This is a genomic window from Pseudarthrobacter sp. GQ63 (genome assembly GCF_059758765.1).
Genome location: NZ_JCAXEF010000002.1, coordinates 534,829 through 559,192, shown reverse-complemented (window position 1 = coordinate 559,192; position 24,364 = coordinate 534,829). Strand labels below are relative to the sequence as shown.

Genomic DNA, 24,364 nt, shown 5'->3' with positions numbered 1-24,364 from the left:
AAGCCCCAGCCGGTAGTGTTCTTGGTGTGTCTGATCTCCTCACCTCGTCCTTCCGCTTTGCCGACTCCCAGGATCTTGCCGATCTGAAGACCTTCGCCACGCGGGCAAAAGCCATTGACGACGGCGCCATCCGGCTTCAGGCGGCAGGTTCCGTCCTTGCCGCGTACGTGTGCGTGCTCCGGCCGAGGCTCCTGGGCGAATCGACCCCCACGATCCTCGGGCTGCGCACCATGGCCCTGGCAGAACCCTCGGCGACGGATGTGACCGTGGCATTGTCCGCGGTCCTGGACCGTTTGGCCCGCGCCGGCCAGGACGACGTCGAACTTGCTGTGCCGCCGTCTACCGTCACCGAGTCCTGGACGGGCGTGGGCGCCCCGCGGAGCGGTTGGGAGCTGATCGGCTCGCGGCCCGATGCGGAACTGCGGGCGGCAGCCGAGGCAGGCATTGCCGAAGTGGCCGGAATCGTGCCGGACAATCCCGGTGCCCTGATCGTCAACAACGCCCGCGCCGCGGTGTGGGGCCGGGAACTCGATGCGTCGGGGCTGCCCGCCGGCGCCGCTTTCGCAGCACTGGCCCTCGGGTTCCTTGCCGATGGCGACCAGAAGCTCTACCGGGCCGGCCGCTGGTTCCGCCTCACGGGCAGCCGCGGCCATGTCCTGGCGCGGACCGGAAGCGGACTCCTGTAACCGCCTGTTACGGCGCCATCAGTCAGGGCGCCGAGGGGCTGTTAACCATGGATAGTGCAGCCCGCTCCATGTAGTCCCACAAAGTGCCCTCGTACAGCGGCGGAAGTTCCAGGGCGTCCACAGCCTTGCGCATGTGGAACAGCCAGCGGTCCTTGGCCTCAGGAGTCACCTTGAACGGCATGTGCCGCATGCGGAGCCGGGGGTGTCCCCGTTCCTCGCCGTAGGTGGTGGGCCCGCCCCAGTACTGCTCAAGGAACATCAGGAAGCGGCGCTTCGCCGGTGCAAGGTCCTCCTCGGGGTACATCGGCCGCAGCACGGGATCCGTCGCCACCCCGTCGTAGAAGACGTCGATCAGCTTCACGAAGGTGTCGTGCCCGCCCACGGCATCATAGAAGTTGTCGGTGTAGCCGGGCTTGCTGAACGGATCGTTCTGCATCAGCTGCGGCCGCTGCGGCTCGATGGGAATCGTCATAGCTATTCTCCGGCTTTCTGCTCGGTCTTGGTGTTCTCGGCGCCGTGGTCCGAGCCCTGGTCCGTGGTGCCGTCCGGCGACTCGTGCAGGGGCACGTACGTACCCTGGGACCGGTTGCCGACCCGCAGGATCTCGCCGTTGCGCAGGTACCAGATGGCGCCGTCGTCGGACCGGACGCGGGTGATCCGCAGCCCCATGGATTCCACCACGCCCACCACCTCGCTGGTTTCGATCACGTCGCCGATGCCGAACTGGTCTTCAATGGTAATGAAAATACCTGCCAGGAAGTCGCGGATCAGCTGCTGGGCGCCGAAGCCGATGGCCACACCCAGGATGCCGACGCTGGTCAGCAGGGGTGCGATGTTGATGTCCAGGTTCTGCAGGACGTACATGCCGGTGATGACCACCACCAGTACTCCCACGATGCTGTTGAGCAGTGAACCGATGGTTTCCGCACGCTGTACGCGCCGTTCATGGTCCAGGGCCCTGAAGGCAGGGGCGGCCCACCTGAAGGTGGGTTTCTTGAAGAAGTTGCTGCCTGCCGCCACGCGCCGGGTGATGCGGGAGATGACGAAGGTGGCCACCAGCCAGATGGCAACGCCGACGCCGAGGCTGATCACGATGCCCGTGACGCTGATGCCGTCCGGCTCGCTGGCGGCGGAAGGAAGGATGGACAACGTGCTGACCATAAGGGGGTAGTACTCCTGCTGTTGTTTGGCTGTGCCGGGAAGGGAGTGCCGTGCTGCCGGTTACGCCCGGCGCGGACGGCCCTGTTCTCCTTCAACACTATCGCCGTAGCCTCTCATCATGCGCATTCTCGTCCTCGGCGGAACGGCCTTCCTCTCCGCGGAAATCGTCCGCAGCGCCGTGGCGGCCGGGCATGACGTCACCTGCCTGGCCCGCGGATCCGCGGCTGTTCCGCCCCAGGGTGCATCCTGGCTGAGGGCGGACCGTTCACGGGGCGCGAAGGCCTACGCCGACGCGACGGGGGAGTGGGACGCCGTAGTCGACGTCGCCCGCGACCCTGTCCCTGCCACTGAGGCGCTTGAGGCCCTCGCAGGCCGCGCTGCACACTGGACGTTCGTCTCCAGTTGCTCGGTCTATGCGGCTGCTTCGGTTCCCGGCGCGGACGAGGACGCTCCCCTCCTGCCTGCGCTTGCGGCCGGGACTCCGTCCACGCCGGACACGTACGGTGAATCCAAGGTGGCCATCGAGGAAGCAACCATGCAGGCCGCGGGCGGGAAAGCCCACCTGTGCCGTGCCGGCCTGATCGGCGGCCCGGGGGACAGCTCAGACCGCTACGGCTACTGGCCTGCCCGGTTCGCACGGGACAACCGGCCGGTGATCGTGCCCGCGATTGACACCAGCCCCACCCAGGTCATCGACGTCCGCGACCTCGCAGCCTGGATCCTGTGCGCAGCCGGGGACAGCGTGACCGGGGCGCTGAACGCCCTGGGAGAACAGGTACCTTTCGGGAAATTCATTGCCGCTTCCCGGGACGCTGCGGGCCACCGCGGCACGATCCTTCCGGCGGAGGAAACGTGGCTGGCGGAGCACGGCGTCAACTACTGGGCAGGCCCGGATTCGCTGCCGCTGTGGCTCCCGCCCGGGCACGGCGGCTTCATGGCCCGAAGCAACAGCGCAGCCCTGTCCCAGGGCCTGCAGCTCCGGCCCTGGCAGGAAACGCTGACTGACACGTTGGCGGACGAACGCGCCCGGGGACTCGACCGGCCGCGGAAGGCGGGCCTGGCGCCGGAGACGGAGGCGCGGCTGGCCGGGCTGCTGCCGCGGAGCCTTTGAGTCCGCCATCAGGCCGTTAGCGTCACCGGTTCATGTCCCACCGGGAAGTTCACACTGCGGGCAATGAAGCACACCTGGTTCGCCTCATGGTGCAGCCGGCCGGCCAGCTCCACATGCGCCGGATCCGCCACCGTAACTGTCGGGCGCAGCGTCACACTCGCAAACTGGCCGCTGCCGTCCCGGTTCAGCTTCAGCAGCCCGGACGCCTCGTCGCGGTAGTCCGTGACCACCACACCATGCTTTACGGCCACGTGCAGGTAGGACAGCATATGGCACTGGGACAGGGCCGCCAGGAGCAGCTGCTCCGGGTTGTAGCGCTCCTTGTCCCCGTGGAACGTGGGGTCCGCTGAGCCTTTCAGGACCGGCAGCCCGGGAATAAGGATGTCGTGGTCCCGGGAATAGCCCCGGTAGGAGGACGTCCCCTCACCCGAATTGCCCGTCCACTGGACGGCCAGCCCATACCGGTGCTCACTGAGTCCCATCCCGGCCTCCTACGCCTCGCCCGGGAGGACATCAGCCGCGCGGGCGCGCAGGGCCCGGGCAACGCCGTCGCGGTTTTCCAGCATCATCCGCCGCAGCGCGGCGCTCGCCGGCGGAAGCGCCGCCAGGAAGCCGTCCGTGCGGTCAACGGTCGCCTGGGTGGTCAGCAGGGCCGGGTAGAGTCCGACGACGATCTGCTGGGCCAGTGCGTGGGTGCGGGTTCCGACGATGCCCGGCACGGCCTCGAAATACTTCTCGGCGTACGGCTCCAGCAGGGTGCGGTCCAGGACCCGCATGAAGCCCGTGACCGCTGAACCCTGGAGCGCGTTGGAGAGTTCGCCCTTGACCACGATGGAGTCCCAGGCCTGCGCCTTGGCTTCGGGGGTGGGGATGGCAGCTTTGGCGAGGGCCGCGGCGTTCTGGCCGCTGGAGGTGTTGTCGCGCTTTAGTTCGGCGTCAATCCCGTCCTGGCCGAGGCGTCCGCCGGCCACCAGCGAGGCCACCAGTTCCCAGCGCAGGTCCTGGTCCACGGCCAGTCCCTCCAGGGTGGCCGAACCGTCCAGGAGCCCCGCCACCCTGTCCAGCTGGGACCCGCTGCGGGCCAGCAGTGCAAAGGACTTGACGAACTGGAGCTGTGCGTCGGATCCGCCGGCCACTCCGGACGCCAGGTCCCACAGCCGGTCCGCGGCTGCCACCGCGGTGGCCTCGCGGTGTTTCTCCGCAACGTAGAAGTTCAGGGTGGTGGCCAGTTGGCGGAGCTGGACCAGGATCACCGAGGAATCAGACTCTGCCGCCACATTGGCGAGGACCAGGTCAACGTACCGCCGTGCCGGTGTCTCGCCGTCGCGGGCGGCGTCCCAGGCCGAGTTCCAGACCAGCGTCCGCGGCAGGCTCTGGCTGAAGTCCTTCAGGTGGGCCGTGGCTGTTGCCAGGGATTTTTCGTCCAGCCGGACCTTGGCGTAGGCGAGATCGTCATCGTTGACCAGGATCAGGTCCGGCCGGGCAAGCCCCACCAGCCCGGGCACCTCGGTGCGTCCGCCGTCGACATCCAGCTCCTCGCGGTGCACCCGCTCAAGCTTGCCGGACCCGTTGAGGTTGTAGAAACCCACCGCCAGGCGGTGCGGCCGGATCGTGGGCCACTCCTCCACCGCAGACTGCACAATCGCGAAGGACGTCAGCACGCCGCCGCCGTCCACTTCAAGCTCCGGCTTCAGGGTGTTCACGCCGGCGGTTTCCAGCCACTGCCGGCCCCAGTCGTCAAGGTCGCGGCCGCTCGCCTTCTCCAGTTCCACCAGGAGGTCGCTCAGCTCGGTGTTCTGCCAGGAATGCTTGGCAAAGTACTCACGCACCCCGGCCATGAACTGTTCCGGGCCAACCCAGGCCACCAGCTGGCGGAGGACGGAGGCTCCCTTGGCGTAGGTGATGCCGTCGAAGTTGACCTCGACGTCCTGCAGGTCGTTGATCTCGGCAAAGATCGGGTGCGTGGTGGGCAGCTGGTCCTGGCGGTAGGCCCAGGACTTCTCCACGGAGGCGAAGGTGGTCCACGCGCTGGTGAAGGACGTCGCCTCCACCGCCGCGAGGTGGGACATGTATTCGGCAAAGGACTCGTTGAGCCACAGGTCGTTCCACCAGCGCATGGTTACCAGGTCCCCGAACCACATGTGGGCGAGCTCGTGGAGCACTGTGATGGCTCGGCGTTCTATCTGCGCTTCCGTGACCTTGCTGCGGAAGACGTAGCCTTCCAGGATGGTCACCGCCCCGGCATTTTCCATGGCGCCGGCGTTGAACTCCGGAACAAACAGCTGGTCGTACTTCTCGAACGGGTAGGGGCAGCCGAACTGCGCCTCGAAGAATGCGAAGCCCTGGCGGGTGAGCTCGAAGATGTTCTCGGCGTCCAGGTACTGCATCAGCGACTTCCGGGCGAAGACGCCCAGTGGAATAGTCCGTCCGTCGGAGCTCACCACTTCGCTGCGCACGGACTGGTAGGGGCCGGCAATCAGCGCCGTGACGTAGGAGGACAGCCTCGGCGTGGGGGAGAAGGACCAGACGGAACGGGCGCCGCCGTCGTCCCCGGGCGTGGTCTCCAGGGGGGCGGGCGTGGGGGAGTTGGAGATGACGTCCCAGTGCGAGGGCGCGGTGACCGTGAAGGTGAAGGCCGCCTTCAGGTCGGGCTGTTCGAACACGGCAAACATCCGGCGCGAATCCGGAACCTCGAACTGGGTGTACAGGTAGACCTCGTTGTCCACCGGGTCCACGAAGCGGTGCAGGCCCTCACCGGTGTTCATGTAGGGTGCATCGGCCACGACGGTGAGCTCGTTCTGCTCCGCGAGGTCCGGCAGCTGGATCCTGACGCCGTCGGCCACGGTGGCGGGATCAAGGCTTCTGCCGTTCAAGGTGACGCTGTGGACGGCGGAGGTGATGGCGTCTATGAAGGTGGAGGACCCGGGGCTGGCGCTGAACTTCACGGTGGTGGTGCTGCCGAAGACGTCTCCGCCCCGGGTCAGGTCCAGGCTGACCTCGTAGGACTCGACGGAAATCAGTTTGGCACGTTCATTGGCTTCAACTCGCGTGAGATTCATACCTGGCACGGGGCCCTCCAGAAAGATTGCGTCTGCGCAGCTGGCGGTGCCCAGCGGCGGCACTGCTCATTCTTGCATTCCTTCACCCCCGGAAACGTAGCGCGGCTCACAGCGGACGGGAAAGAGTCAGGACGCCAGGTGCCTGCAGCCGGAGTAGCGTTGGATCATGGGCAAGCTTATGGATTCGGTGGACGCCAGGGCGCTGCGCTTCGCCGCAGGGTTTCCGGTGGTCCTTGCCGCCGGTTTTGTGGTGTGCGCCTTCCTGATCCGGCCGGACCTTCCCGAGCCGCTCGCCGTCAGGTGGACGGACGGCGGCGCCGCGGCCTTCGCGCCGTTCGGCACCTATGTGGGGGTGGGGGCGGCGGCGATCGTGGCGGCGGGCTGGCTGGTCCTCTCCCAGGCTGTGAGCCTCAACAGGCCCGCCATCATGCGACGGATCATGATGGGTGCCGGACTGTTCCTCAGCCTTTTTGTCACCAGCGTCGTCGCTGCCGGCCTGGTGGGGCAGGCAGGGCTGGCAGATGCCCGGGAATCCCATGTGGACATGACGGTCCTAGCGCTGGGAAGCGGTGCGGCCGTGGCGCTGGGCGTCATCATCGCCTTTGTTTTCAAGGCCGACCAGCAGTGGTCTCTTGACGATGACCGCGCGCTCCAGCTCACCCTCGCCAGGGAAGCGGACCCGGACCTGGCGCGGGACAGCATCCGCCTCTGGGTGCATGCCCGCAGTTCGGTCTTCATCATGATCGCCATAGCGTCGCTGTTTCCCTCCGCGCTGATCACGGTCGCCGTGCCCTGGCTTGGGATGCTCCTGGTGCTCCTCGCCGTGGTGGGCGCCGCTTTCCTGTTCGCCCGGATCAAAGCCGACCGGCGGGGCCTGAAGGTCCTCCTGGCCGGCATCGTGCCGGTCATGAACGTGCCGGCGGGAGCCATCTCCGGCGCCACCGCGGCGGATGTGAAGGCGGCAGACTATGGCGGGTGGGGCTACCGGCACCACGGCGGGACCTCAGCCATGCTCGTCAGCAGCGGCCCCGCCGTCGTCGTCAGCAAAACTGATGGCCAGCGCCTCGCGGTGAGCGGCGGCAGCCCCGCGTCCGCTGCCAGGCTGGCTGAAGTCCTGACCCGTGTTGCCGCAAGGGCACGCCGTGGAGGGGGCGGCCAGCCACCAGCCGCCCAGCCGGAGTCCTAGTATCCTTGACCCTGTTGTCCTGACCCTGGCCTGCGCCGTCCCGGCCGGCTGCCGGCGCCCCAACCGAACGGATTCTGCTCGTGACTTCTTCCCCTGCCTTCCCGCGGGTCCATATCGCCACCGACCACGCAGGCATGGAGCTCAGCGCCCACCTGGTGCAGCACCTGTCCGCCAAGGGATACGAGGTGGTGGACCACGGTCCCAAGGCCTACGACGCACAGGATGACTACCCGTCGTTCTGCATCAACGCCGCCCTTGCGGTGGTGGCGGACCAGCAGGCAGGCGTCCACGCCCTCGGCATCGTGCTCGGCGGCTCGGGCAACGGTGAGCAGATTGCCGCCAACAAGGTCAAAGGCGTTCGTGCCGCCCTGGCCTGGAACCACTCCACCGCCGTCCTGGCGCGCGAGCACAACGATGCCAATGTTGTTGCCGTCGGCGGCCGCCAGCACACCGTGGCGGAAGCCACCGAGCTCATTGAGGCCTTCCTGACCGAGCCATTCAGCAATGACGAACGGCACGTGCGCCGCATCGGCAAGATCGCCGCCTACGAATCAACCGGCGAGGTTATCGAGTAGTGCCTGAAGGGCATTCCGTCCGCAGGCTGGCGCGGCAGTTCGGGGACGTCTTCGGCGGCCGGCGGCTCGATGTGTCCAGTCCGCAGGGCAGGTTCAGCGCAGGTGCCGCGCTGCTGGACGGGCACAGGCTCCTCGCGGCCGAAGCGCACGGCAAGCACCTCTTCCTGCACTTCGACAACGCCCTGGTGCTGCACGTGCACCTTGGGCTGTACGGGGCCTGGAGCTTCGGCGGCGACAGCACTTTCGCCGGATCGTCCAGCATCGGAGCGCCGCGCCGCGTGGGGGAGCAGGAGACCTTCGCGGACGGAAACGACGACGGTGCCTACGCTGGTCCGCCGGCGCCGGTGGGTGCCGTGCGGGTCAGGCTGGCCGCCTCGAACGGCTGGGCCGATCTCCGGGGTGCCACCACGTGCGAAGCCATCACCCTGGCCGAGACCGACCTGGTGCGGGCCCGGCTGGGGCCGGATCCGCTGGTCAACCGCCGGGGCGATTCCGGGCGTTTCGCCGCGAACCTCCACACCCGCAAGGCACCCGTGGCCGCACTCCTGATGGACCAGAAGATCATTGCCGGCGTGGGCAACGTCTACCGTGCGGAGGTCCTGTTCCGGCGGCGGCTGGACCCCTGGCTGCCTGGCAGCAACCTTGCGGACAGTGAGGCACGGAAGCTGTGGCGCGACGTCGTCTCCGTGATGAACGACGGCGTCGCCGACGGCAGGATCATCACCACGACGCCCCGCTACTGGACGGGAAACGGCACGGCGGCCAAACCCGCGGCCGAAGCCGCCGCACTGAAAAGCGGCACCTTTCCCGCCCGGGACAACGCGCATTTTGTGTACAAGCGTGACGGATTGCCCTGCCGGGTCTGCCGCACCACGGTGCTGGCCGCAGAACTGGTGGGCCGCAAGCTGTACTGGTGCCCGTCCTGCCAGGCCTGAACACGGCGCCGGCGTTTCGGGGGCGGACCTTACTGGGGCACTTCGACACGGACACGCCGTCCGCCTCCGTGGATTGCGGCACTTGAGCCCTCAGGACGCCCCACGACGGCTTGCCGGTGCCGTCGTCCTTCGAACATGAAAAAGGCCCCTCAATTGAGGGGCCTTTATTGCTGGAGGGGACGACGGGAATCGAACCCGCGTAATCAGTTTGGAAGACTGAGGCTTTACCATTAAGCTACGTCCCCGGAAGAAGCTGCATCTGCAACATTAGCAGGCCTGCGACTTCGGGCTGGCTGTTCAAGCCGGATACAACTAAACCTAATCCATGGCCTACGTGTCAAATGTGCAAACTCGGCGCGTATGACCGTAGACTTGCCTGTGCACTTACGGGGTGTAGCTCAGCTTGGCTAGAGCGCCTGCTTTGGGAGCAGGAAGTCGCAGGTTCAAATCCTGTCACCCCGACTCTGCGGCCCGGACCTGTTGGCCTGGGCAGAACATTGCGTTTGCAGAAACCCATCCCACAAACCCAGGAGTACTTAGACCGTGAAGAGCGCTGTCGAGAACCTCACCCCCACGCGGGTCAAGCTCAATGTTGAGGTCCCCTTTGAGGAATTGAAGCCCAGCATCGACTCGGCCTACAAGACCGTTGCTTCGCAGATCCAGGTCCCTGGCTTCCGTAAGGGCAAGGTACCGGCAAAGCTTATCGACCAGCGCGTTGGCCGCGGCTACGTCCTGGAGACTGCCATCAACGAAGGCCTCAACGGCTGGTACCAGGCTGCCGTGCAGGAATCCGGCATCCGCCCCCTGAGCCGTCCCGAGGTTGAGATCACCGAGGTTCCGGACCCGTCGGCTACCGACGGCGGCCTGAAGTTCGCTGCCGAGGTGGATGTCCGCCCCGAGATCGAACTCCCGGACTACGCCGGCATCAAGGTTGAGGTTGCAGCCGCCGAGTCGTCCGACGAAGACGTGGACAAGGCCCTCGACGAACTGCGCGGCCGCTTCGGCACGCTCAAGTCGGTCGAGCGTCCCGCTGCCGACGGTGACTTCCTCACCATCGACATCACCGCCACCATCGATGGCGAAGAGGTTGACTCCGCCGCGGGCCTGTCCTACCAGGTTGGTGCCGGCACCATGCTCGACGGACTCGACGAAGCCGTCACCGGCCTCAGCGCCGATGAGGACGCCATCTTCAACACCACCCTGGTGGGCGGCGACCACGCCGGCGAAGAGGCACAGGTCAAGGTTGTTGTGAAGGCCGTCAAGGAGCGCGAACTCCCCGAGGCAAACGACGACTTCGCCCAGCTTGCTTCCGAGTTCGACACCCTGGCCGAACTCCGTGAAGACCTGGCCAAGCAGGCCGCTGACTCCAAGGTTGTTGAGCAGGGCGTCGAGGCCCGCGACAAGGTCCTGGACAAGCTCGTTGAGCTCGTTGAGGTTCCCGTCCCGGATTCCGTTGTCGAGGAGCAGCTCGAGGCCCACTTCAAGGAGGGCAACGGACACGGTGAAGGCGAGCACGACACCGAGGAGCACCGCGAAGAGGTCCGCGCCAACACGGCCCGTGCCTTCCAGAACGAAATCATCCTCGACGCCATTGCCGAGAAGGAAGAAGTCAACGTCAGCCAGAACGAGCTGATCGACTACATCGTCACCACGGCAAGCCAGTACGGTATGGACCCGAACCAGTTCGCCCAGATCATCGACCAGAGCGGCCAGGTGCCCATGATGGTCTCCGAGGTCCGCCGCCGCAAGGCGCTGGCTGTTGTCCTCGGCCAGGCCGAGGTCACCGACACCGAGGGCAAGGCTGTCGACCTCAGCGACTTCGTGCGCCCCGGCGGCGAAGAGGAAGCCCCGGCAGCCGAGGCTGTTGAAGCTGAAACCGAAGAGACCGCAGCTGACGAAGACAAGGCAGAGGCCAAGGCCTAGGCTTTAGGACGCGCCGCCGAAGGGCCCCCGGATCACACGATCCGGGGGCCCTTCGCGTTAAAATCCGGCCGCTGCCGGACCTTCCCGGCCGATCGTGCGCCGTCAGCGAACAGCCGCGGCTGCGCGAACAAAACGCCGGTGAAACCGGTTAGTGTCCAAGTAGTGATTTTCAGTGATGTCACCGTCACCAGCGAGAGGTTAGTACACATGTCACAGCACCCAGAGTCCCCCCGGATGGCGACTGTCGATCCTGCAGCCCAGGACAACTACATCTACAACCGGCTCCTCAAGGAGCGGATCATCTGGCTCGGCTCAGAGGTACGTGACGACAACGCCAATGCCATCTGCTCGCAGCTGCTGCTCCTGTCCGCGGAGAACCCGGAAAAGGACATCTACCTTTACATCAACTCACCGGGCGGCTCCGTGACCGCCGGCATGGCCATCTACGACACCATGCAGTTCATCCCGAACGACGTCGTGACTGTTGCCACCGGCCTCGCTGCGTCCATGGGGCAGTTCCTGCTCTCGTCCGGCACCAAGGGCAAGCGCTACGCCACCCCGAATGCCCGTGTCCTGATGCACCAGCCGTCGGGCGGCATTGGCGGCACGGCCTCTGACATCAAGATCCAGGCCGAGCTCATCCTTCACATGAAGAAGGTCATGGCCGAACTGACTGCCGAGCAGACTGGGCAGACCGTTGAGACCATCCTCAAGGACAATGACCGTGACAAGTGGTTCACGGCGACCGAAGCGCTTGAGTACGGCTTCTTCGACAAGATTGCCGCCCACGCCGGTTCGGTGTCCGGTGGCGGCGGAACTGCCAACGGAACATCCGGCGAGTCAGTATCCGAGAAGTAACCCGGCATTTAGAACACTTAGATCAGGAGCACCAAAAAATGACCTACAACTTCGGATCGACTGCCGGCAACCTCCCGACCAGCCGCTACGTCCTGCCCCAGTTCGAAGAGCGCACACCGTACGGCTTCAAGCGCCAGGATCCCTACACCAAGCTCTTCGAGGACCGCATCATCTTCCTCGGTGTCCAGGTGGATGATGCCTCCGCCGATGACGTCATGGCCCAGCTGCTGGTCCTAGAGTCCACCGACCCGGACCGCGACATCACGCTGTACATCAACTCCCCGGGCGGTTCCTTCACCGCCATGACGGCCATCTACGACACCATGCAGTACATCCGCCCGGAGATCCAGACGGTGTGCCTGGGCCAGGCTGCAAGCGCCGCGGCGGTCCTGCTGGCGGCAGGTACTCCCGGCAAGCGCCTTGCCCTGCCCAATGCCCGGGTCCTGATCCACCAGCCGGCCCTGTCCGGCGGCCAGGGCGGTCAGGCCTCGGACCTCGAAATCCAGGCTGCCGAAGTCATGCGCATGCGCTCCTGGCTCGAGGACACGCTGGCACACCACTCCGGACGGACGTCGGAGCAGGTCAACAACGACATCGAGCGCGACAAGATCCTCACGGCCGCGGAAGCCCAGACGTACGGCCTGATCGACCAGGTCCTGGATTCCCGCAAGATCAAACCGCAGGCAATCACCAGGTAGCGGTAAAGTAATGGGCCGGTGGGGCCAATCAATTGGCCCCACCGGCCTTTTCCTTCCACCCTGGGAAGCTAATGTGACCTAGAGTGGATGTTGTCACAACCGGTCCATGCAGGCTGGTGAAGATTCCAGCAACGGTGCGAGGCTGCCTGGCAGCAAGATACTAAGGGGTTCACATATGGCTCGGATTGGCGAGAGCACGGATCTGCTGAAGTGCTCTTTCTGCGGAAAGAGCCAGAAGCAGGTGCGCAAGCTCATTGCCGGGCCCGGTGTCTACATCTGCGATGAATGCATTGAGCTCTGCAACGAGATCATCGAAGAGGAACTCGCGGAAGTTGCCGATCTGGGGAGCTTCGAACTCCCCAAGCCCCGCGAGATCTTTGATTTCCTGCAGGAATACGTCATCGGCCAGGAACCCGCAAAGCGTTCCCTCGCCGTCGCGGTCTACAACCACTACAAGCGCATCCAGGCCGGCCACGCACCCAAGTCCGGGAGCCTTGCCGATGGCGGGCATCACGACGACGTCGAAATCGCCAAGTCGAACATCCTCCTGATCGGGCCTACAGGCTGCGGCAAGACCTACCTGGCCCAAACCCTGGCACGGCGGCTGAACGTCCCGTTTGCCGTCGCCGATGCCACGGCCCTGACCGAGGCCGGCTACGTGGGCGAGGATGTGGAGAACATCCTGCTCAAGCTCATCCAGGCCGCTGACTACGACGTCAAGAAGGCCGAGCAGGGCATTATCTACATCGATGAGATCGATAAAATTTCACGCAAGAGCGAAAACCCCTCCATCACCCGGGACGTCTCGGGCGAGGGCGTCCAGCAGGCGCTGCTGAAGATCCTTGAGGGAACCGTTGCTTCCGTTCCTCCCCAGGGTGGCAGGAAGCACCCGCACCAGGAATTCATCCAGATCGACACCACCAACGTGCTGTTCATTGTTGCCGGCGCCTTCGCGGGCCTCGAGGAGATTATCGGATCCAGGTCCGGGCGGAAGGGCATCGGCTTCGGAGCCCCCCTCAACGAGGCAAGCAAGAAGGTGGACTCCTACGGGGAGGTGATGCCCGAAGACCTGCTGAAGTTCGGGCTCATTCCCGAATTCATCGGCCGGCTGCCCGTCATCACCACCGTGTCCAACCTGGACCGCGACGCCTTGATCCAGATCCTGTCCACACCCAAGAACGCCCTGGTGAAGCAGTACCAGAAGATGTTCCAGATAGACGGCGTTGAACTGGTGTTTGACGACACCGCCCTGGACGCCATCGCCGAGCAGGCGCTGGAGCGCGGGACGGGTGCCCGCGGGCTGCGCGCCATCATGGAGGAAGTACTGCTGCCCGTGATGTTCGATCTCCCAAGCCGCGAAGACGTTGCCAGCGTGGTCATCACGGAGGACGTTGTCCTGAAGGGTGCCGAACCAACCATCGTTCCGCACGTCACCAAACGCCGTAAGTCCGCCTGATTCGTCCGTATGGCTAGTCCCTGAACAGCCAGTCCCCGACCAGCCAGTCCCGGGACGGTCTGTACCGGCCCGGCGCCGACACCCCGCACCACCCCCGAACACACCGTGGCATCCCTGCGCCACGGAAACCAGCGAAGGAATGCCCCATGACAAATTCCGTGAAGAACAAGGCCGATTTCTGGTTCGATCCGCTGTGCCCCTTCGCCTGGATCACTTCCCGCTGGATCGGCGAAGTGGAAGGCATCCGCGACATCGAAACGGAATGGCACGTCATGAGCCTGGCGGTCCTCAACGAGGGCCGCGACCTTGAACCTGACTACCGCAAATCCATGGACAACGCCTGGGGCCTGGTCCGTGTGATCATTGCAGCGCAGCAGCAGCATGGAGATGCAACAGTCAAGGCGCTCTACGATGCCATGGGCTCGTTGATCCACGAATCCGGCGAGCAGGACCGTGACGTGGTCATCACCAAAGCGCTTGCCGACTGCGGGCTTCCCGCCACCCTTGCCGCGGCCGCCTCCACCGACGCCTTCGACGACCAGCTCCGGGCGAGCCACCAGGAGGGCATCTCGCTGGTGGGCCAGGACGTCGGAACTCCGGTCGTGGCCTTTAACGGAACCGCGTTCTTCGGTCCCGTGCTCACCAGGATTCCCCGCGGGGAGGAGGCCGGCAAGCTGTGGGACGCCACCACAGCCATTGCCGCCTACCCGCACTTCTTTGAGCTCAAGCGCAGCCGCACCGAACGGCCCGAGTTCACCTAGGCCTGGTCCGCCCGGCCCGCACGGCAGGGCTCCAAGAGCCCCGATAGAACTACAACCAAGTAGTTCTACCGGGGCTCTTGCGCTTGCCGGTGGGCAGGACAACAATGGTTCTTACCCACTTCGAAAGAAGAGGGACGCAGGAACCAAAGATTCAGTGATATGTCATCTGACGCAGCCATCGGCAAAGCCAGATGCAAGCTACCAGTGACGTGGTAGGAAGACCTGGAGATTCAGAGGATCCTGCCAGACCATCAAGACGTCACCGGATGGCCGAAAAGTCGAAGCCCCACCAACGGCAAAACGCTGATGGGGCTTCCCCTTTGCCCTGAAACAGGGCCGGACGTGCGCTACGCTTTCGCCGGCTCTTCCGTCGCAGCAAGTGCCACGTCGCTGACGCTCAGCTCGCCCTCGCCTACCGCCAGGATGATCTCGCGGGCGTTGGAGGCTGCCTTCAGGTCAGCCAGGCCGGCCTGCAGCTGCGCGGTCAGTGCTTCCGGCGCCGTGATGGTCGCAGTAAGGACCTCGGTGCGCTGCTTGACCTTCGCTTCGGACTTGGCTTTGCGGACGCCGCTGAGGGCCACCCCAACTGTTGCGAGCATGGCGGTATCGCCGCCCGGGACATCCAGCGGTGCGGGCCACTGGGCGCGGTGGACGGAGCCATTGCGCCACCAGCTCCACACCTCTTCGGTGGCGAAGGGCAAGAAAGGCGCGAAGAGCCGCAGCAGGGTGTCCAGGGTGGTGGCCAGTGCTGCCAGCACCGAAGCCTGTTCGGCCTCACCGGCGGCGCCGTAGGCCCGGTCCTTGATCAGCTCCACGTAGTCATCCGTGAACTGCCAGAAGAAGCTTTCCGTGATCTGCAGCGCCCGTGCGTAGTCGTAGTTGTCAAAGGCCCTGGTGGCCTGGGCCACTACCTCCGACAGCTGCGACAGGACCGCCCGGTCCAGCGGATTGGCCAGGACGGAAAGGTCGGTGGACAGCACGGAGTCTTCCGTGGCGCCCAGGTTCAGGACGAACTTGGATGCGTTCAGCAGTTTGATGGCCAGGCGCCGGCCGATCTTCATCTGCGCAATCTCGTAGGCCGTGTCGGCTCCGAGCTTTGCGGAGGCAGCCCAGTAGCGGACGGCATCGGAGCCGTACTCCTCCAGCACGTCGGTGGGTACCACCACGTTGCCCTTGGACTTGGACATCTTCTTGCGGTCGGGGTCCAGGATCCAGCCGGAGATGGCCGCGTGCTTCCAGGGGGCGCTGTTCTCCAGGGCGTCCGCGCGGACCACGGAGGAGAAGAGCCAGGTCCGGATGATGTCGTGGCCCTGCGGGCGGACGTCAAAGGGGAAGACTTTGCCAAAGAGGTCCTCGTCGCGCTTCCAGCCGCCAACGATCTTGGGCGTGAGGGAGGACGTGGCCCAGGTGTCCAGGATGTCCGCGTCGCCCGTGAAGCCGCCGGGAACGTCGCGCTGGGATTCGTCGAACCCGGGAGCTGCGTCCGCAGCCGGATCCACGGGCAACTGCTCGTCGGACGGGACGATGGGGGAGTCGTAGTCCGGGTTGCCGTCGGCATCCAACGGGTACCAGACCGGGATGGGCACGCCGAAGAAGCGCTGGCGGGACACCAGCCAGTCGCCGTTCAGGCCGGCAATCCAGTTTTCGTAGCGCGAGCGCATGAAGGCGGGGTGGAAGTCGATCTCGTGCCCGCGTGCGATCAGGCGTTCGCGGCGGTCCTCGTCCCGGCCGCCGTTGCGGATGTACCACTGGCGGGAGGTGACCACTTCAAGGGGCTTGTCGCCTTTTTCATAGAAGTTCACGGGGTGCACGATCTTCTTGGGCTCGCCCTCGAGCAGTTCGGCGGCGGTCAGGAGCTTCACCACTTCTTCCTTGGCGCTGAAGACGGTCTTGCCCGCAATCGCGGCGAAGGCTTCGCGGCCGATGTCGGTGGTGATCCACTCAGGCGCCTCGCTGACGATCCGTCCGTCGCGGCCCACGATGGCCCGGGTGGGCAGTTGCAGTTCGCGCCACCAGGTGACGTCGGTGAGGTCACCGAACGTGCACACCATGGCGATGCCGGAGCCCTTGTCCGCCTTCGCGAGCGGATGCGCTTTGACCTCAACCTCCACGCCGAACAGGGGGGATGTGACCTTCTTGCCGAACAGCGGCTGGTACCGTTCGTCGTCCGGATTCGCCACCAGGGCGGCGCAGGCCGCCAGCAGTTCCGGACGGGTGGTCTCGATGTAGATCTTCTCCCCGTCCTCGGTGAAGAACGGGTAGCGGTAGTAGGCGCCGGGCATCTCGCGGTCCTCGAGTTCCGCCTGCGCCACGGCGGTCCGGAACGTGACGTCCCAGAGCGTGGGTGCCTCTGCCATGTAGGCGTCGCCCGCGGCCAGGTTGGCCAGGAAGGCGCGCTGGGAGACTGCCCGCGAGTTGTCGTCGATGGTGCGGTAAGTGAGCTCCCAGTCCACGGACAGGCCTAGGGTCTGAAAAAGGTTTTCGAAGACCTTCTCGTCCTCAACGGCCAGCTCTTCACACAGTTCGATGAAGTTGCGGCGGGAGACGACGTCGAAGTCCCGCTGGTTCTTCGCAGGCTGCGCCGGCGGCCGGTAGTCGGGGTTGTACGGGATGGAAGGGTCGCAGCGGACGCCGTAGAAGTTCTGCACCCGGCGTTCGGTGGGCAGGCCGTTATCGTCCCAGCCCATCGGATAGAAGACGTTCTTGCCCGTCATCCGCTGGTAGCGTGCCAGCACGTCCGTCTGGGTGTAGGAGAACATGTGCCCCACGTGGAGCGATCCGGACGCCGTGGGCGGGGGAGTGTCGATCGAGTAGACCTTGTCCCGGGTGGTTTCCCGGTCGAACTTGTAGGTCCCCTCGGCCAGCCATCGCTGCGTGAGGGCAGCTTCGAGGCCTTCGAGGGCCGGCTTGTCCGGAACGTTGATGGGGGCGGTGGTGGGCGTGTCTGTACCCTGCGTGTCTTCAGCCATGTGCCAATTGTTTCATGTCCGGGCCTGTCCGCCCGCCCGCTGCGGCGCCGGGCGCGAGTTCCCCCTGGCGGGAAAGTCGGCGTCGTCCCTCGTGCCGTCCCGCTATGGTGGTGCCATGACTGACGTTTCGCAGAAGAAGGCAGCTTTGGTGACCGGCGCGAGCAGCGGAATCGGAGAGGCCACTGTCCGCGCCCTGGCGGCGGACGGCTGGAAGGTGTTTGCCGTGGCGCGCCGCGCAGACCGCCTGGCCGAACTGGAGAAGGAGACCGGCGCCGTCGCGCTCCCCGCCGACATTTCCGAGGACGACGACGTGTCCCGGCTTGTGTCGCAGGTGACCGAGGCGGGGGGAATCGACACGCTGGTCAACATCGCCGGCGGCGCCAGGGGCGCGGACACCATCGGCTCCGCCAGCACCGGGGACTGGGAGTGGATGTACCGGGTGAACGTGCTGGGCACCATGAAACTCATCAAGGCGTTCCTGCCCATGCTGCGGGCCAACGGCGAAGGGACAATACTGAACCTGACCTCCACTGCCGGGCTGGCGGCGTACGAGGGCGGTGGCGGCTACAACGCGGCGAAGTTCGCCCAGCGTGCCCTGACGGAGGCACTGCGCCTGGAGGAAGCCGAGCACAACGTCCGCGTGATCGAAGTGGCACCCGGGCTGGTCCAGACCGAGGAGTTCGCCCTGAACCGGTTTGGTGACCGGCAGGCAGCGGACAAGGTGTACCAGGGCGTGGAGAAGCCGCTCACGGCCGGCGACGTCGCCGACGTGGTCCGCTATGCGGTCAGCGCTCCGCACCACGTCAACCTGGACCAGATCGTCATCCGGCCGGTGGCGCAGGCCTCCAACTACAAGCTCATCCGCAAGGCCTAGCGCCTAGGGCAGGACCAGGCGCGCCACCACCGCGGCATGGTCCGTTCCCGGAAGCGTGACCACGTCAAAGTCCACCACCTCGATGCCGGGGCTGACCAGGACATGGTCGATGGCCACGAAAGCCGGGGCCGGTGAATTTACGGGCCACGTGGGGGCTAGCCCCTTGCCGGTCACCTGCGCGGCGTCGGACAGCCCCGTGGCCAGGAGATCCCTGAACTCACCGTGGTCCGCGCTCGCGTTGAAGTCGCCCAGCAGGATGGCAAGCCGGCTGTCCGGCAGCGCCTGCCACAGTTCGCCCAGCTGCCGCAGCTCCTCCCGCCATGACGTGATGTGCCCCCTGCGCGGTGAGTCCACGTGGACCGCCGTCAGGTGCACCGGGCCGGAGGCGGTGGGAATGCCGGCCACGGCGCGGCTTTGATGGAAGGCCGAGCCGGGCACGCGTTCCACCTGCTCGAGGGGGAACCGCGAGAAGAGGGCGCTTCCAACCTTGTCCCAGTCCACATCCGTGGCGCGCGACGGCAGCAGGGTCCCCAGCCCTGCCTTATCCAGTGCCTTCAGGCCGGCGGGCGCAAGCTCCGGCAGGGCCAGGACGTCCACATTGCGGTTCCTGACCTCTGCCAGCAGGGCGCCGGGGTCCACACCCGTGTACCCCACGTTCACCGCCATGACTGTCAGCACGGGCCCCGGGGCCAGGTCCGTTGACGGGGCAGGGAACTTGACGTTTGCCGGCTGCACGTTTCCGGACGGCGGCGTGGCCAGCGTGCCGGGCGGCACTAGGCGGTCCAGCACCCAGCCGAGCTGTACGGCCAGCAGCGCCGCCACGAGGGCAGCGGCCACGGCCCTGCGGGGTCCGGTGTTACGGAAGAGGGGGACGACGGCGGCAGCAAGTGCCGCCGTCGTTGTGATCAGCCCCGCGGGAAAGAGGGCCAGAAGCTGGACCCAGGGGGTGCCGACGTCCCACGGAACCATGCGCAGGAACACCAGGGCAGCACCCGGCATGGCCAGGACGACGGCGGCAGCCGACCACCGGGACCACGGCCGGCGAGGCCTGCCGCCGCGCACCCCGGCCCCGTACTCTCGCATAGGTTCCATTATTGGTGGCCCGGGCCCGGAAATAGTAGACTCAAAAGGCTATGACCCGGCAATCACCGGTGAGCTTCCGGAAGAACACGCGGACCGCCCTGGCAGAACAACAGGGGCACGCGCCAGTAGAACCGGACGGGTAAGCCCGTCACAGCAGTAATGAGTGGCCGTCGCGGCACACGTTCCCCCCGGGAAACGTGCAGCGCCGGTAAGTGAGGTGGTACCGCGGTGAGCGTGGGGTCCGGACGGACGCCACAGGATCCGTCCTCGCATCCTGAACGGAACAGAAGGCGCAAGCCGGCAGTTCGCCAAGCTCAACCCAGGATGTCGACATGTCGTATTACCCCAAGGCGTCAGCCTCCACCGGCCCTTCGTCCAGCGGCGGTGCCGCCGTTTCCGCCTCCGTGAAGTTTCCGGAGATCGAAGAGCGCATCCTGAAGTACTGGGACCAGGACGGCACCTTCCAGGCCAGTATCGACCAGCGGAGCGCGGATGCGCCGGGCGGGGAGCCCGGCAGCAACGAGTTCGTCTTCTACGACGGCCCGCCCTTCGCCAACGGCCTGCCCCACTACGGGCACCTCCTCACCGGCTACGCCAAGGACCTGGTGGGCCGCTACCAGACCCAGCGCGGGAAGCGCGTTGAGCGCCGGTTTGGCTGGGACACCCACGGCCTGCCCGCCGAGCTGGAGGCCATGAAGCAGCTGGGGATGACCGATAAAACCCAGATCGAAGCCATGGGCATCGACAAGTTCAACGACGCCTGCCGTGCCTCGGTGATGAAGTACGCCGACGAGTGGCGGAACTACGTGACCCGCCAGGCGCGGTGGGTGGACTTCGACAACGACTACAAGACCCTCAACGTGGAGTACATGGAGTCCGTCCTCTGGGCGTTCAAGCAGCTTCACGAAAAGGGACTGACCTACAACGGCTACCGCGTGCTGCCGTACTGCTGGAAGGACGAGACGCCGCTGTCCAACCATGAGCTGCGCATGGACGACGACGTCTACAAGAACCGCCAGGACCAGACGGTCACGGTAACCTTCCCCATCACGGCAGGGGAGTCGGACCTGTCCCGGCAGCTCTCCGGCGTCCAGGCCCTCGCCTGGACCACGACGCCATGGACGCTGCCCACCAACGCCGCGCTCGCCGTCGGCCCTTCCATCACCTACGCCGTGCTGCCGGCCGGACCCAACGGAATCAAGGCGGCCTCTGCGGACGCGCCCGTCTCGGGCAGCTTCCTGCTGGCCGCGGACCTCGTGGGCAACTACGCCAAGGACCTGGGCTACGACGATTTCGAGGCCGCCCAGGCCGCTGTTGTTTCCACCCACACCGGCGCCGAGCTGGAAGGCCTGGCGTACCAGCCGCTGTGGAGCGATTTCGCGGACAACGAAAAGTACGGCATGGAGAACGCCTGGCGCTTCCTGGTTGCCGATTACGTCACCACCACCGACGGTACCGGCATCGTGCACCAGGCTCCGGCCTACGGCGAGGACGACCAAAAAGTCTGTGAGGAAGCCGGCATCCCGGTAGTCCTGTCCGTGGACGAGGGCGCCAAATTCCTCCCCCTCTTCAAGCACGGCGACCTGCATGACATCGTGGGCCTGCAGGTCTTCGAGGCGAACAAGCCCATCACCCAGGTGCTGCGCGCCCAGGGCCGGCTGGTCAAGCAGGCCAGCTACGAGCACAGCTACCCGCACTGCTGGCGCTGCCGCAACCCGCTGATCTACCGCGCCGTCTCCTCCTGGTACGTGGAAGTCACCAAGTTCAAGGACCGGATGTCCGAACTGAACCAGGAGATCAACTGGATCCCCGGCAACGTCAAGGACGGCCAGTTCGGCAAGTGGCTGGAAAACGCCCGCGACTGGTCCATCAGCCGCAACCGGTACTGGGGCAGCCCCATCCCGGTGTGGCAGTCCAGCGACCCCGAATATCCCCGCACCGACGTCTACGGCTCGCTCGCCGAGATCGAGGCGGACTTCGGCCGCCTGCCGCTGAACAAGGACGGCCAGGTGGACCTGCACCGCCCGTTCATCGACGAACTCACCCGGCCCAACCCGGACGACCCCCGCACGCCCGAAGAGGGCCAGTCCGTCATGCGCCGCGTGGAGGACGTCCTGGACGTCTGGTTCGACTCCGGCTCCATGCCGTACGGCCAGGTCCACTACCCGTTCCAGAACGAGGCCTGGTTCGACACCCACAACCCGGCTGACTTCATCGTGGAGTACATCGGCCAGACCCGCGGCTGGTTCTACATGCTGCACATCCTCTCCACGGCCCTGTTCGACCGGCCGGCCTTCCGGAACGTCATCAGCCACGGCATCGTGCTGGGCTCGGACGGGCAGAAGATGTCCAAGAGCCTGCGCAACTACCCGGACGTCTCCGAGGTGCTGGACCGCGACGGCTCGGATGCCATGCGCTGGTTCCTCATGTCCAGCCCCATCCTGCGCGGCGGCAACCTGGTGGTCACCGAGCAGGGAATCCGCGACGGCGTCCGCCAGGTCATCCTGCCGCTGTGGAACGTGTACAGCTTCTTCACGCTCTACACCAACGCCGCGGCCGGCGGCTCAGGCTACGATGCGAAGCTGCGCTACGACGGCTACGCCGACACCCTGGACCAGTACCTGCTGGCCAACACCGGCGAACTGGTCGGCACCATGACCGAACGGCTGGACGACTACGACATCTCAGGTGCCTGCGACGCGCTGCGCAGCTACCTGGACATGCTCACCAACTGGTACGTCCGCAGGAGCCGCCAGCGGTTCTTCGACGAGGACCGGGACGCCTTTGATGCGCTCTACACCGCACTGGAAACGGTGTCCCGCGCAGCGGCATCCCTGCTGCCGCTGGTGTCGGAAGAGATCTGGCGCGGACTCACCGGCGGACGGTCCGTCCACCTGGCAGACTGGCCGGACGCTGCGCTGTTCCCCGCCAACCCGGACCTCGTCCAGGCCATGGACAAGGTCCAGCAGATCTGCTCCGCGGGCTCCTCGCTCCGCAAGGCTGCGAACCTTCGCGTCCGCCTGCCGCTGCAGGAACTGACGGTCGTGGCACCCGGCGCCGATGCGCTGCAAGGTTTTGCCGCCGTCGTCGCAGATGAGCTGAACCTCCGCTCCGTCAGGCTGCTGGATGCTGCCACGGCCTCGCCGGAAGAGTTCGGGATCCAGCAGAAACTCGTGGTCAACGCCCGCGCCGCGGGCCCGCGCCTGGGAAAGAACGTCCAGCAAGCCATCAAGGGCTCCAAGTCAGGCGACTGGTCTGTGTCCGAGGCAGGCGTGGTCACCGCGGGCGGCCTGGAGTTGGAGCCGCAGGAATACACCTTGGAAACCGTCGTGGCAGAGTCCGACGGCGGTGCTGCCGCTGCCACCAAAGCGGTGGCGGTCCTGCCCGGCGGCGGGTTCGTGGTCCTCAACACCGAGGTCACTCCTGAGCTCGAGGCGGAAGGCCTGGCCCGCGACATGGTCCGTGCCATCCAGCAGGCGCGCAAGGACGCCGGACTCAATGTCAGCGACCGGATCCGGACCACCGTCACGGCGCAGCAGAACGTCGTCGACGCCCTGCTGGCCAACGCCGGCCTGGTGAAGGGCGAGACCCTGTCCGTGGAACTCACGGCGGAACCCGGGGACGCCGCAGAGCCGGCCGTTGCCGTCGAAAAAGTAGAGGCCTGATCCATGACTGATGAATTTTCCGTAGAGAGCGTCTACGCCGAACTGCTGGGCCGGGCGCCGGAAAACAAGATGGAGCCGCGGCTGGCCCCGCTGTTCCGGGCGATGGATGTGCTGGGCGAGCCGAACAAGGCGTTCCCGATCATCCACGTCACCGGGACCAACGGCAAGACCTCCACCGCCCGCATGATCGAATCCGTCCTGCGGGCCCACGGCCTGAGCACCGGACGGTACACCAGCCCGCACCTGTCCAAGGTGACGGAGCGGATCAGCATCGACGGGCACCCGGTCCCCGACGAGACCTTCGTGCGCATCTGGGACGAAATCCGCCCCTACCTGCAGATCGTCGACTCCGAGCTCGAGGCTGCAGGCGAACCGCGGCTCACCTACTTCGAATGCCTCACCATCCTGGGCTTCGCCATCTTCGCGGACCAGCCGGTCAACGTGGCCGTGATCGAGGTTGGCCTCGGCGGCATCACGGACGCCACCAACGTTGGGGACGGGCAGGTTTCCGTGATCACCCCCATCTCGCTGGACCACACGGACCTGCTGGGTGAGACCACGGAGGACATCGCGTACGAAAAGGCCGGCATTATCAAGCCCGGCGGCTACCTCATCAGTGCCGCCCAGCCTCTGGACGCTGCCCAGGTCCTGCTGGACAAGGCCAAGGACGTGGGGGTGCCGTTCCGCTTCGAGGGCGTGGAATTCGGCGTCGAATCCCGGACCGTGGCAGTGGGCGGGCAGGTGGTGAGCATCCAGGGCAGCGCCGGCCGCTACCCGGAACTGCTGGTCCCGCTGCACGGCGCCCACCAGGCACAGAACGCCGCGGTGGCCGTGGCGGCTCTGGAAGCCTTCTTCGGGGGAGAAAAGGAACTCGACTTCGAGGTGCTCCAGGAAGGCTTCTCGAATGTCACGTCGCCGGGCCGCCTAGAAGTGGTGCGGACAGCTCCCACCATCGTGGTGGACGCTGCCCACAACCCGGACGGCATCAAGGCCTCCGCAGCCGCCCTGCAGGAAGCCTTCACCTTCACCAGGCTTGTCCCGGTGGTCGGAGTGCTCAAGGAGAAGGACGCCGAGGAGATCCTCCGCCAGCTCAAGGAATCCCTGGGCGGGATGGCGGAGGAGTTCTGCTTCACGCAGTCGAACTCCCCGCGGGCCGTGCCGGCAGCTGAGCTGGCCGAACTGGCGGTTGAGCTTGGCTTCGGCGAGGACAACGTGCACATCGCCGAAAAGCTCGACGATGCCCTTGAATGGGCGGTGGAACGCGCCGAAGCCAATGACGACCTCTCCGGGGGAGTGCTGGTCACCGGCTCCATCACGCTCGTGGCCGAGGCGCGGATCCTGCTCGGAAAGACGGAGGCCTGATT

General features: G+C 65.9%; 19 protein-coding genes and 2 tRNA genes. 14 read left to right on the top strand and 7 right to left on the bottom strand.

Annotated features, from left to right (window positions below):
* Positions 1-26: 26 nt before the first annotated feature.
* Complete coding sequence (locus tag AC6CHP_RS07055; protein WP_498228782.1) at positions 27-686, top strand: DUF8185 domain-containing protein; 660 nt, start codon at positions 27-29, stop codon at positions 684-686.
* Between the two features lie 22 nt (positions 687-708).
* On the opposite strand, the gene AC6CHP_RS07050 is transcribed toward AC6CHP_RS07055, so the two are convergent.
* Together AC6CHP_RS07050 and AC6CHP_RS07045 are read right to left on the bottom strand one after the other, a co-directional pair.
* Entirely contained in the window at positions 709-1,158 is a 450-nt protein-coding gene (locus tag AC6CHP_RS07050) for a globin (protein ID WP_308421969.1), read from the bottom strand.
* 2 nt (positions 1,159-1,160) lie between these two features.
* The gene (locus AC6CHP_RS07045; RefSeq protein WP_066276677.1) at positions 1,161-1,847 is read right to left on the bottom strand and encodes a mechanosensitive ion channel family protein; all 687 of its coding nucleotides are present in this window, start codon (positions 1,845-1,847) and stop codon (positions 1,161-1,163) included.
* Between the two features lie 118 nt (positions 1,848-1,965).
* On the opposite strand from AC6CHP_RS07045, the gene AC6CHP_RS07040 reads away from it, so the two are divergent.
* Positions 1,966-2,958, top strand: a complete 993-nt coding sequence (locus AC6CHP_RS07040) for a Rossmann-fold NAD(P)-binding domain-containing protein (protein ID WP_498228780.1) — start codon at positions 1,966-1,968, stop codon at positions 2,956-2,958.
* Between the two features lie 8 nt (positions 2,959-2,966).
* Here AC6CHP_RS07040 and AC6CHP_RS07035 read toward each other — a convergent pair whose 3' ends face one another.
* Both AC6CHP_RS07035 and pepN read right to left on the bottom strand, forming a co-directional pair.
* Positions 2,967-3,440 (bottom strand): OsmC family protein, encoded by a 474-nt coding sequence (locus tag AC6CHP_RS07035; protein WP_427116839.1) that lies wholly within the window; start codon positions 3,438-3,440, stop codon positions 2,967-2,969.
* 9 nt (positions 3,441-3,449) lie between these two features.
* The gene (pepN, locus tag AC6CHP_RS07030) at positions 3,450-6,017 is read right to left on the bottom strand and encodes an aminopeptidase N (protein WP_498228778.1); all 2,568 of its coding nucleotides are present in this window, start codon (positions 6,015-6,017) and stop codon (positions 3,450-3,452) included.
* Between the two features lie 166 nt (positions 6,018-6,183).
* Between pepN and AC6CHP_RS07025 the strand changes: the two genes are divergently transcribed.
* The 3 genes from AC6CHP_RS07025 to AC6CHP_RS07015 all read left to right on the top strand — a co-directional run bounded on the left by AC6CHP_RS07025 (position 6,184) and on the right by AC6CHP_RS07015 (position 8,713).
* Entirely contained in the window at positions 6,184-7,203 is a 1,020-nt protein-coding gene (locus AC6CHP_RS07025; protein ID WP_498228776.1) for a hypothetical protein, read from the top strand.
* An 80-nt stretch (positions 7,204-7,283) separates the two neighbouring features.
* Positions 7,284-7,778 (top strand): ribose-5-phosphate isomerase, encoded by a 495-nt coding sequence (locus AC6CHP_RS07020; RefSeq protein ID WP_104186080.1) that lies wholly within the window; start codon positions 7,284-7,286, stop codon positions 7,776-7,778.
* A complete protein-coding gene (locus tag AC6CHP_RS07015) occupies positions 7,778-8,713 on the top strand; it encodes an Fpg/Nei family DNA glycosylase (protein WP_498228774.1) in 936 nt (311 codons plus the stop codon). Before AC6CHP_RS07020 ends, AC6CHP_RS07015 begins: the two co-directional genes overlap by 1 nt.
* A gap of 171 nt (positions 8,714-8,884) precedes the next feature.
* Here AC6CHP_RS07015 and AC6CHP_RS07010 read toward each other — a convergent pair.
* A tRNA-Gly gene (locus AC6CHP_RS07010) sits at positions 8,885-8,958 on the bottom strand.
* A gap of 142 nt (positions 8,959-9,100) precedes the next feature.
* On the opposite strand from AC6CHP_RS07010, the gene AC6CHP_RS07005 reads away from it, so the two are divergent.
* From AC6CHP_RS07005 to AC6CHP_RS06980, 6 genes are all read left to right on the top strand, one after another.
* Positions 9,101-9,175 (top strand) — tRNA-Pro (locus AC6CHP_RS07005).
* An 81-nt stretch (positions 9,176-9,256) separates the two neighbouring features.
* Positions 9,257-10,636: a trigger factor gene (tig, locus tag AC6CHP_RS07000; RefSeq protein ID WP_188729316.1), complete on the top strand. Its 1,380-nt coding sequence runs from the start codon at positions 9,257-9,259 to the stop codon at positions 10,634-10,636.
* 234 nt (positions 10,637-10,870) lie between these two features.
* Complete coding sequence (locus AC6CHP_RS06995) at positions 10,871-11,494, top strand: ATP-dependent Clp protease proteolytic subunit (protein ID WP_498228854.1); 624 nt, start codon at positions 10,871-10,873, stop codon at positions 11,492-11,494.
* 38 nt (positions 11,495-11,532) lie between these two features.
* Positions 11,533-12,192, top strand: coding sequence for an ATP-dependent Clp protease proteolytic subunit (locus AC6CHP_RS06990; protein WP_188729318.1), 660 nt, complete (start codon positions 11,533-11,535; stop codon positions 12,190-12,192).
* 175 nt (positions 12,193-12,367) lie between these two features.
* Positions 12,368-13,648 (top strand): ATP-dependent Clp protease ATP-binding subunit ClpX, encoded by a 1,281-nt coding sequence (gene clpX / locus AC6CHP_RS06985; protein ID WP_188729320.1) that lies wholly within the window; start codon positions 12,368-12,370, stop codon positions 13,646-13,648.
* Positions 13,649-13,794: 146 nt separating this feature from the next.
* On the top strand, positions 13,795-14,409 hold the full coding sequence (locus tag AC6CHP_RS06980; RefSeq protein WP_498228771.1) for a mycothiol-dependent nitroreductase Rv2466c family protein: 615 nt from the start codon (positions 13,795-13,797) through the stop codon (positions 14,407-14,409).
* 347 nt (positions 14,410-14,756) lie between these two features.
* Here AC6CHP_RS06980 and valS read toward each other — a convergent pair whose 3' ends face one another.
* Entirely contained in the window at positions 14,757-17,378 is a 2,622-nt protein-coding gene (gene valS / locus AC6CHP_RS06975) for a valine--tRNA ligase (protein ID WP_498228769.1), read from the bottom strand.
* A 115-nt stretch (positions 17,379-17,493) separates the two neighbouring features.
* On the opposite strand from valS, the gene AC6CHP_RS06970 reads away from it, so the two are divergent.
* Positions 17,494-18,252 carry an SDR family oxidoreductase gene (locus tag AC6CHP_RS06970; RefSeq protein WP_498228767.1) on the top strand — a complete coding sequence of 253 codons (759 nt, stop codon included), beginning with the start codon at positions 17,494-17,496 and terminating at the stop codon, positions 18,250-18,252.
* A gap of 3 nt (positions 18,253-18,255) precedes the next feature.
* On the opposite strand, the gene AC6CHP_RS06965 is transcribed toward AC6CHP_RS06970, so the two are convergent.
* On the bottom strand, positions 18,256-19,335 hold the full coding sequence (locus AC6CHP_RS06965; RefSeq protein ID WP_498228765.1) for an endonuclease/exonuclease/phosphatase family protein: 1,080 nt from the start codon (positions 19,333-19,335) through the stop codon (positions 18,256-18,258).
* A gap of 332 nt (positions 19,336-19,667) precedes the next feature.
* Between AC6CHP_RS06965 and ileS the strand changes: the two genes are divergently transcribed.
* A complete protein-coding gene (ileS, locus tag AC6CHP_RS06960; protein ID WP_498228763.1) occupies positions 19,668-23,000 on the top strand; it encodes an isoleucine--tRNA ligase in 3,333 nt (1,110 codons plus the stop codon).
* A 3-nt stretch (positions 23,001-23,003) separates the two neighbouring features.
* Positions 23,004-24,362, top strand: coding sequence for a bifunctional folylpolyglutamate synthase/dihydrofolate synthase (locus AC6CHP_RS06955; protein WP_498228761.1), 1,359 nt, complete (start codon positions 23,004-23,006; stop codon positions 24,360-24,362).
* Positions 24,363-24,364 lie beyond the last annotated feature (2 nt).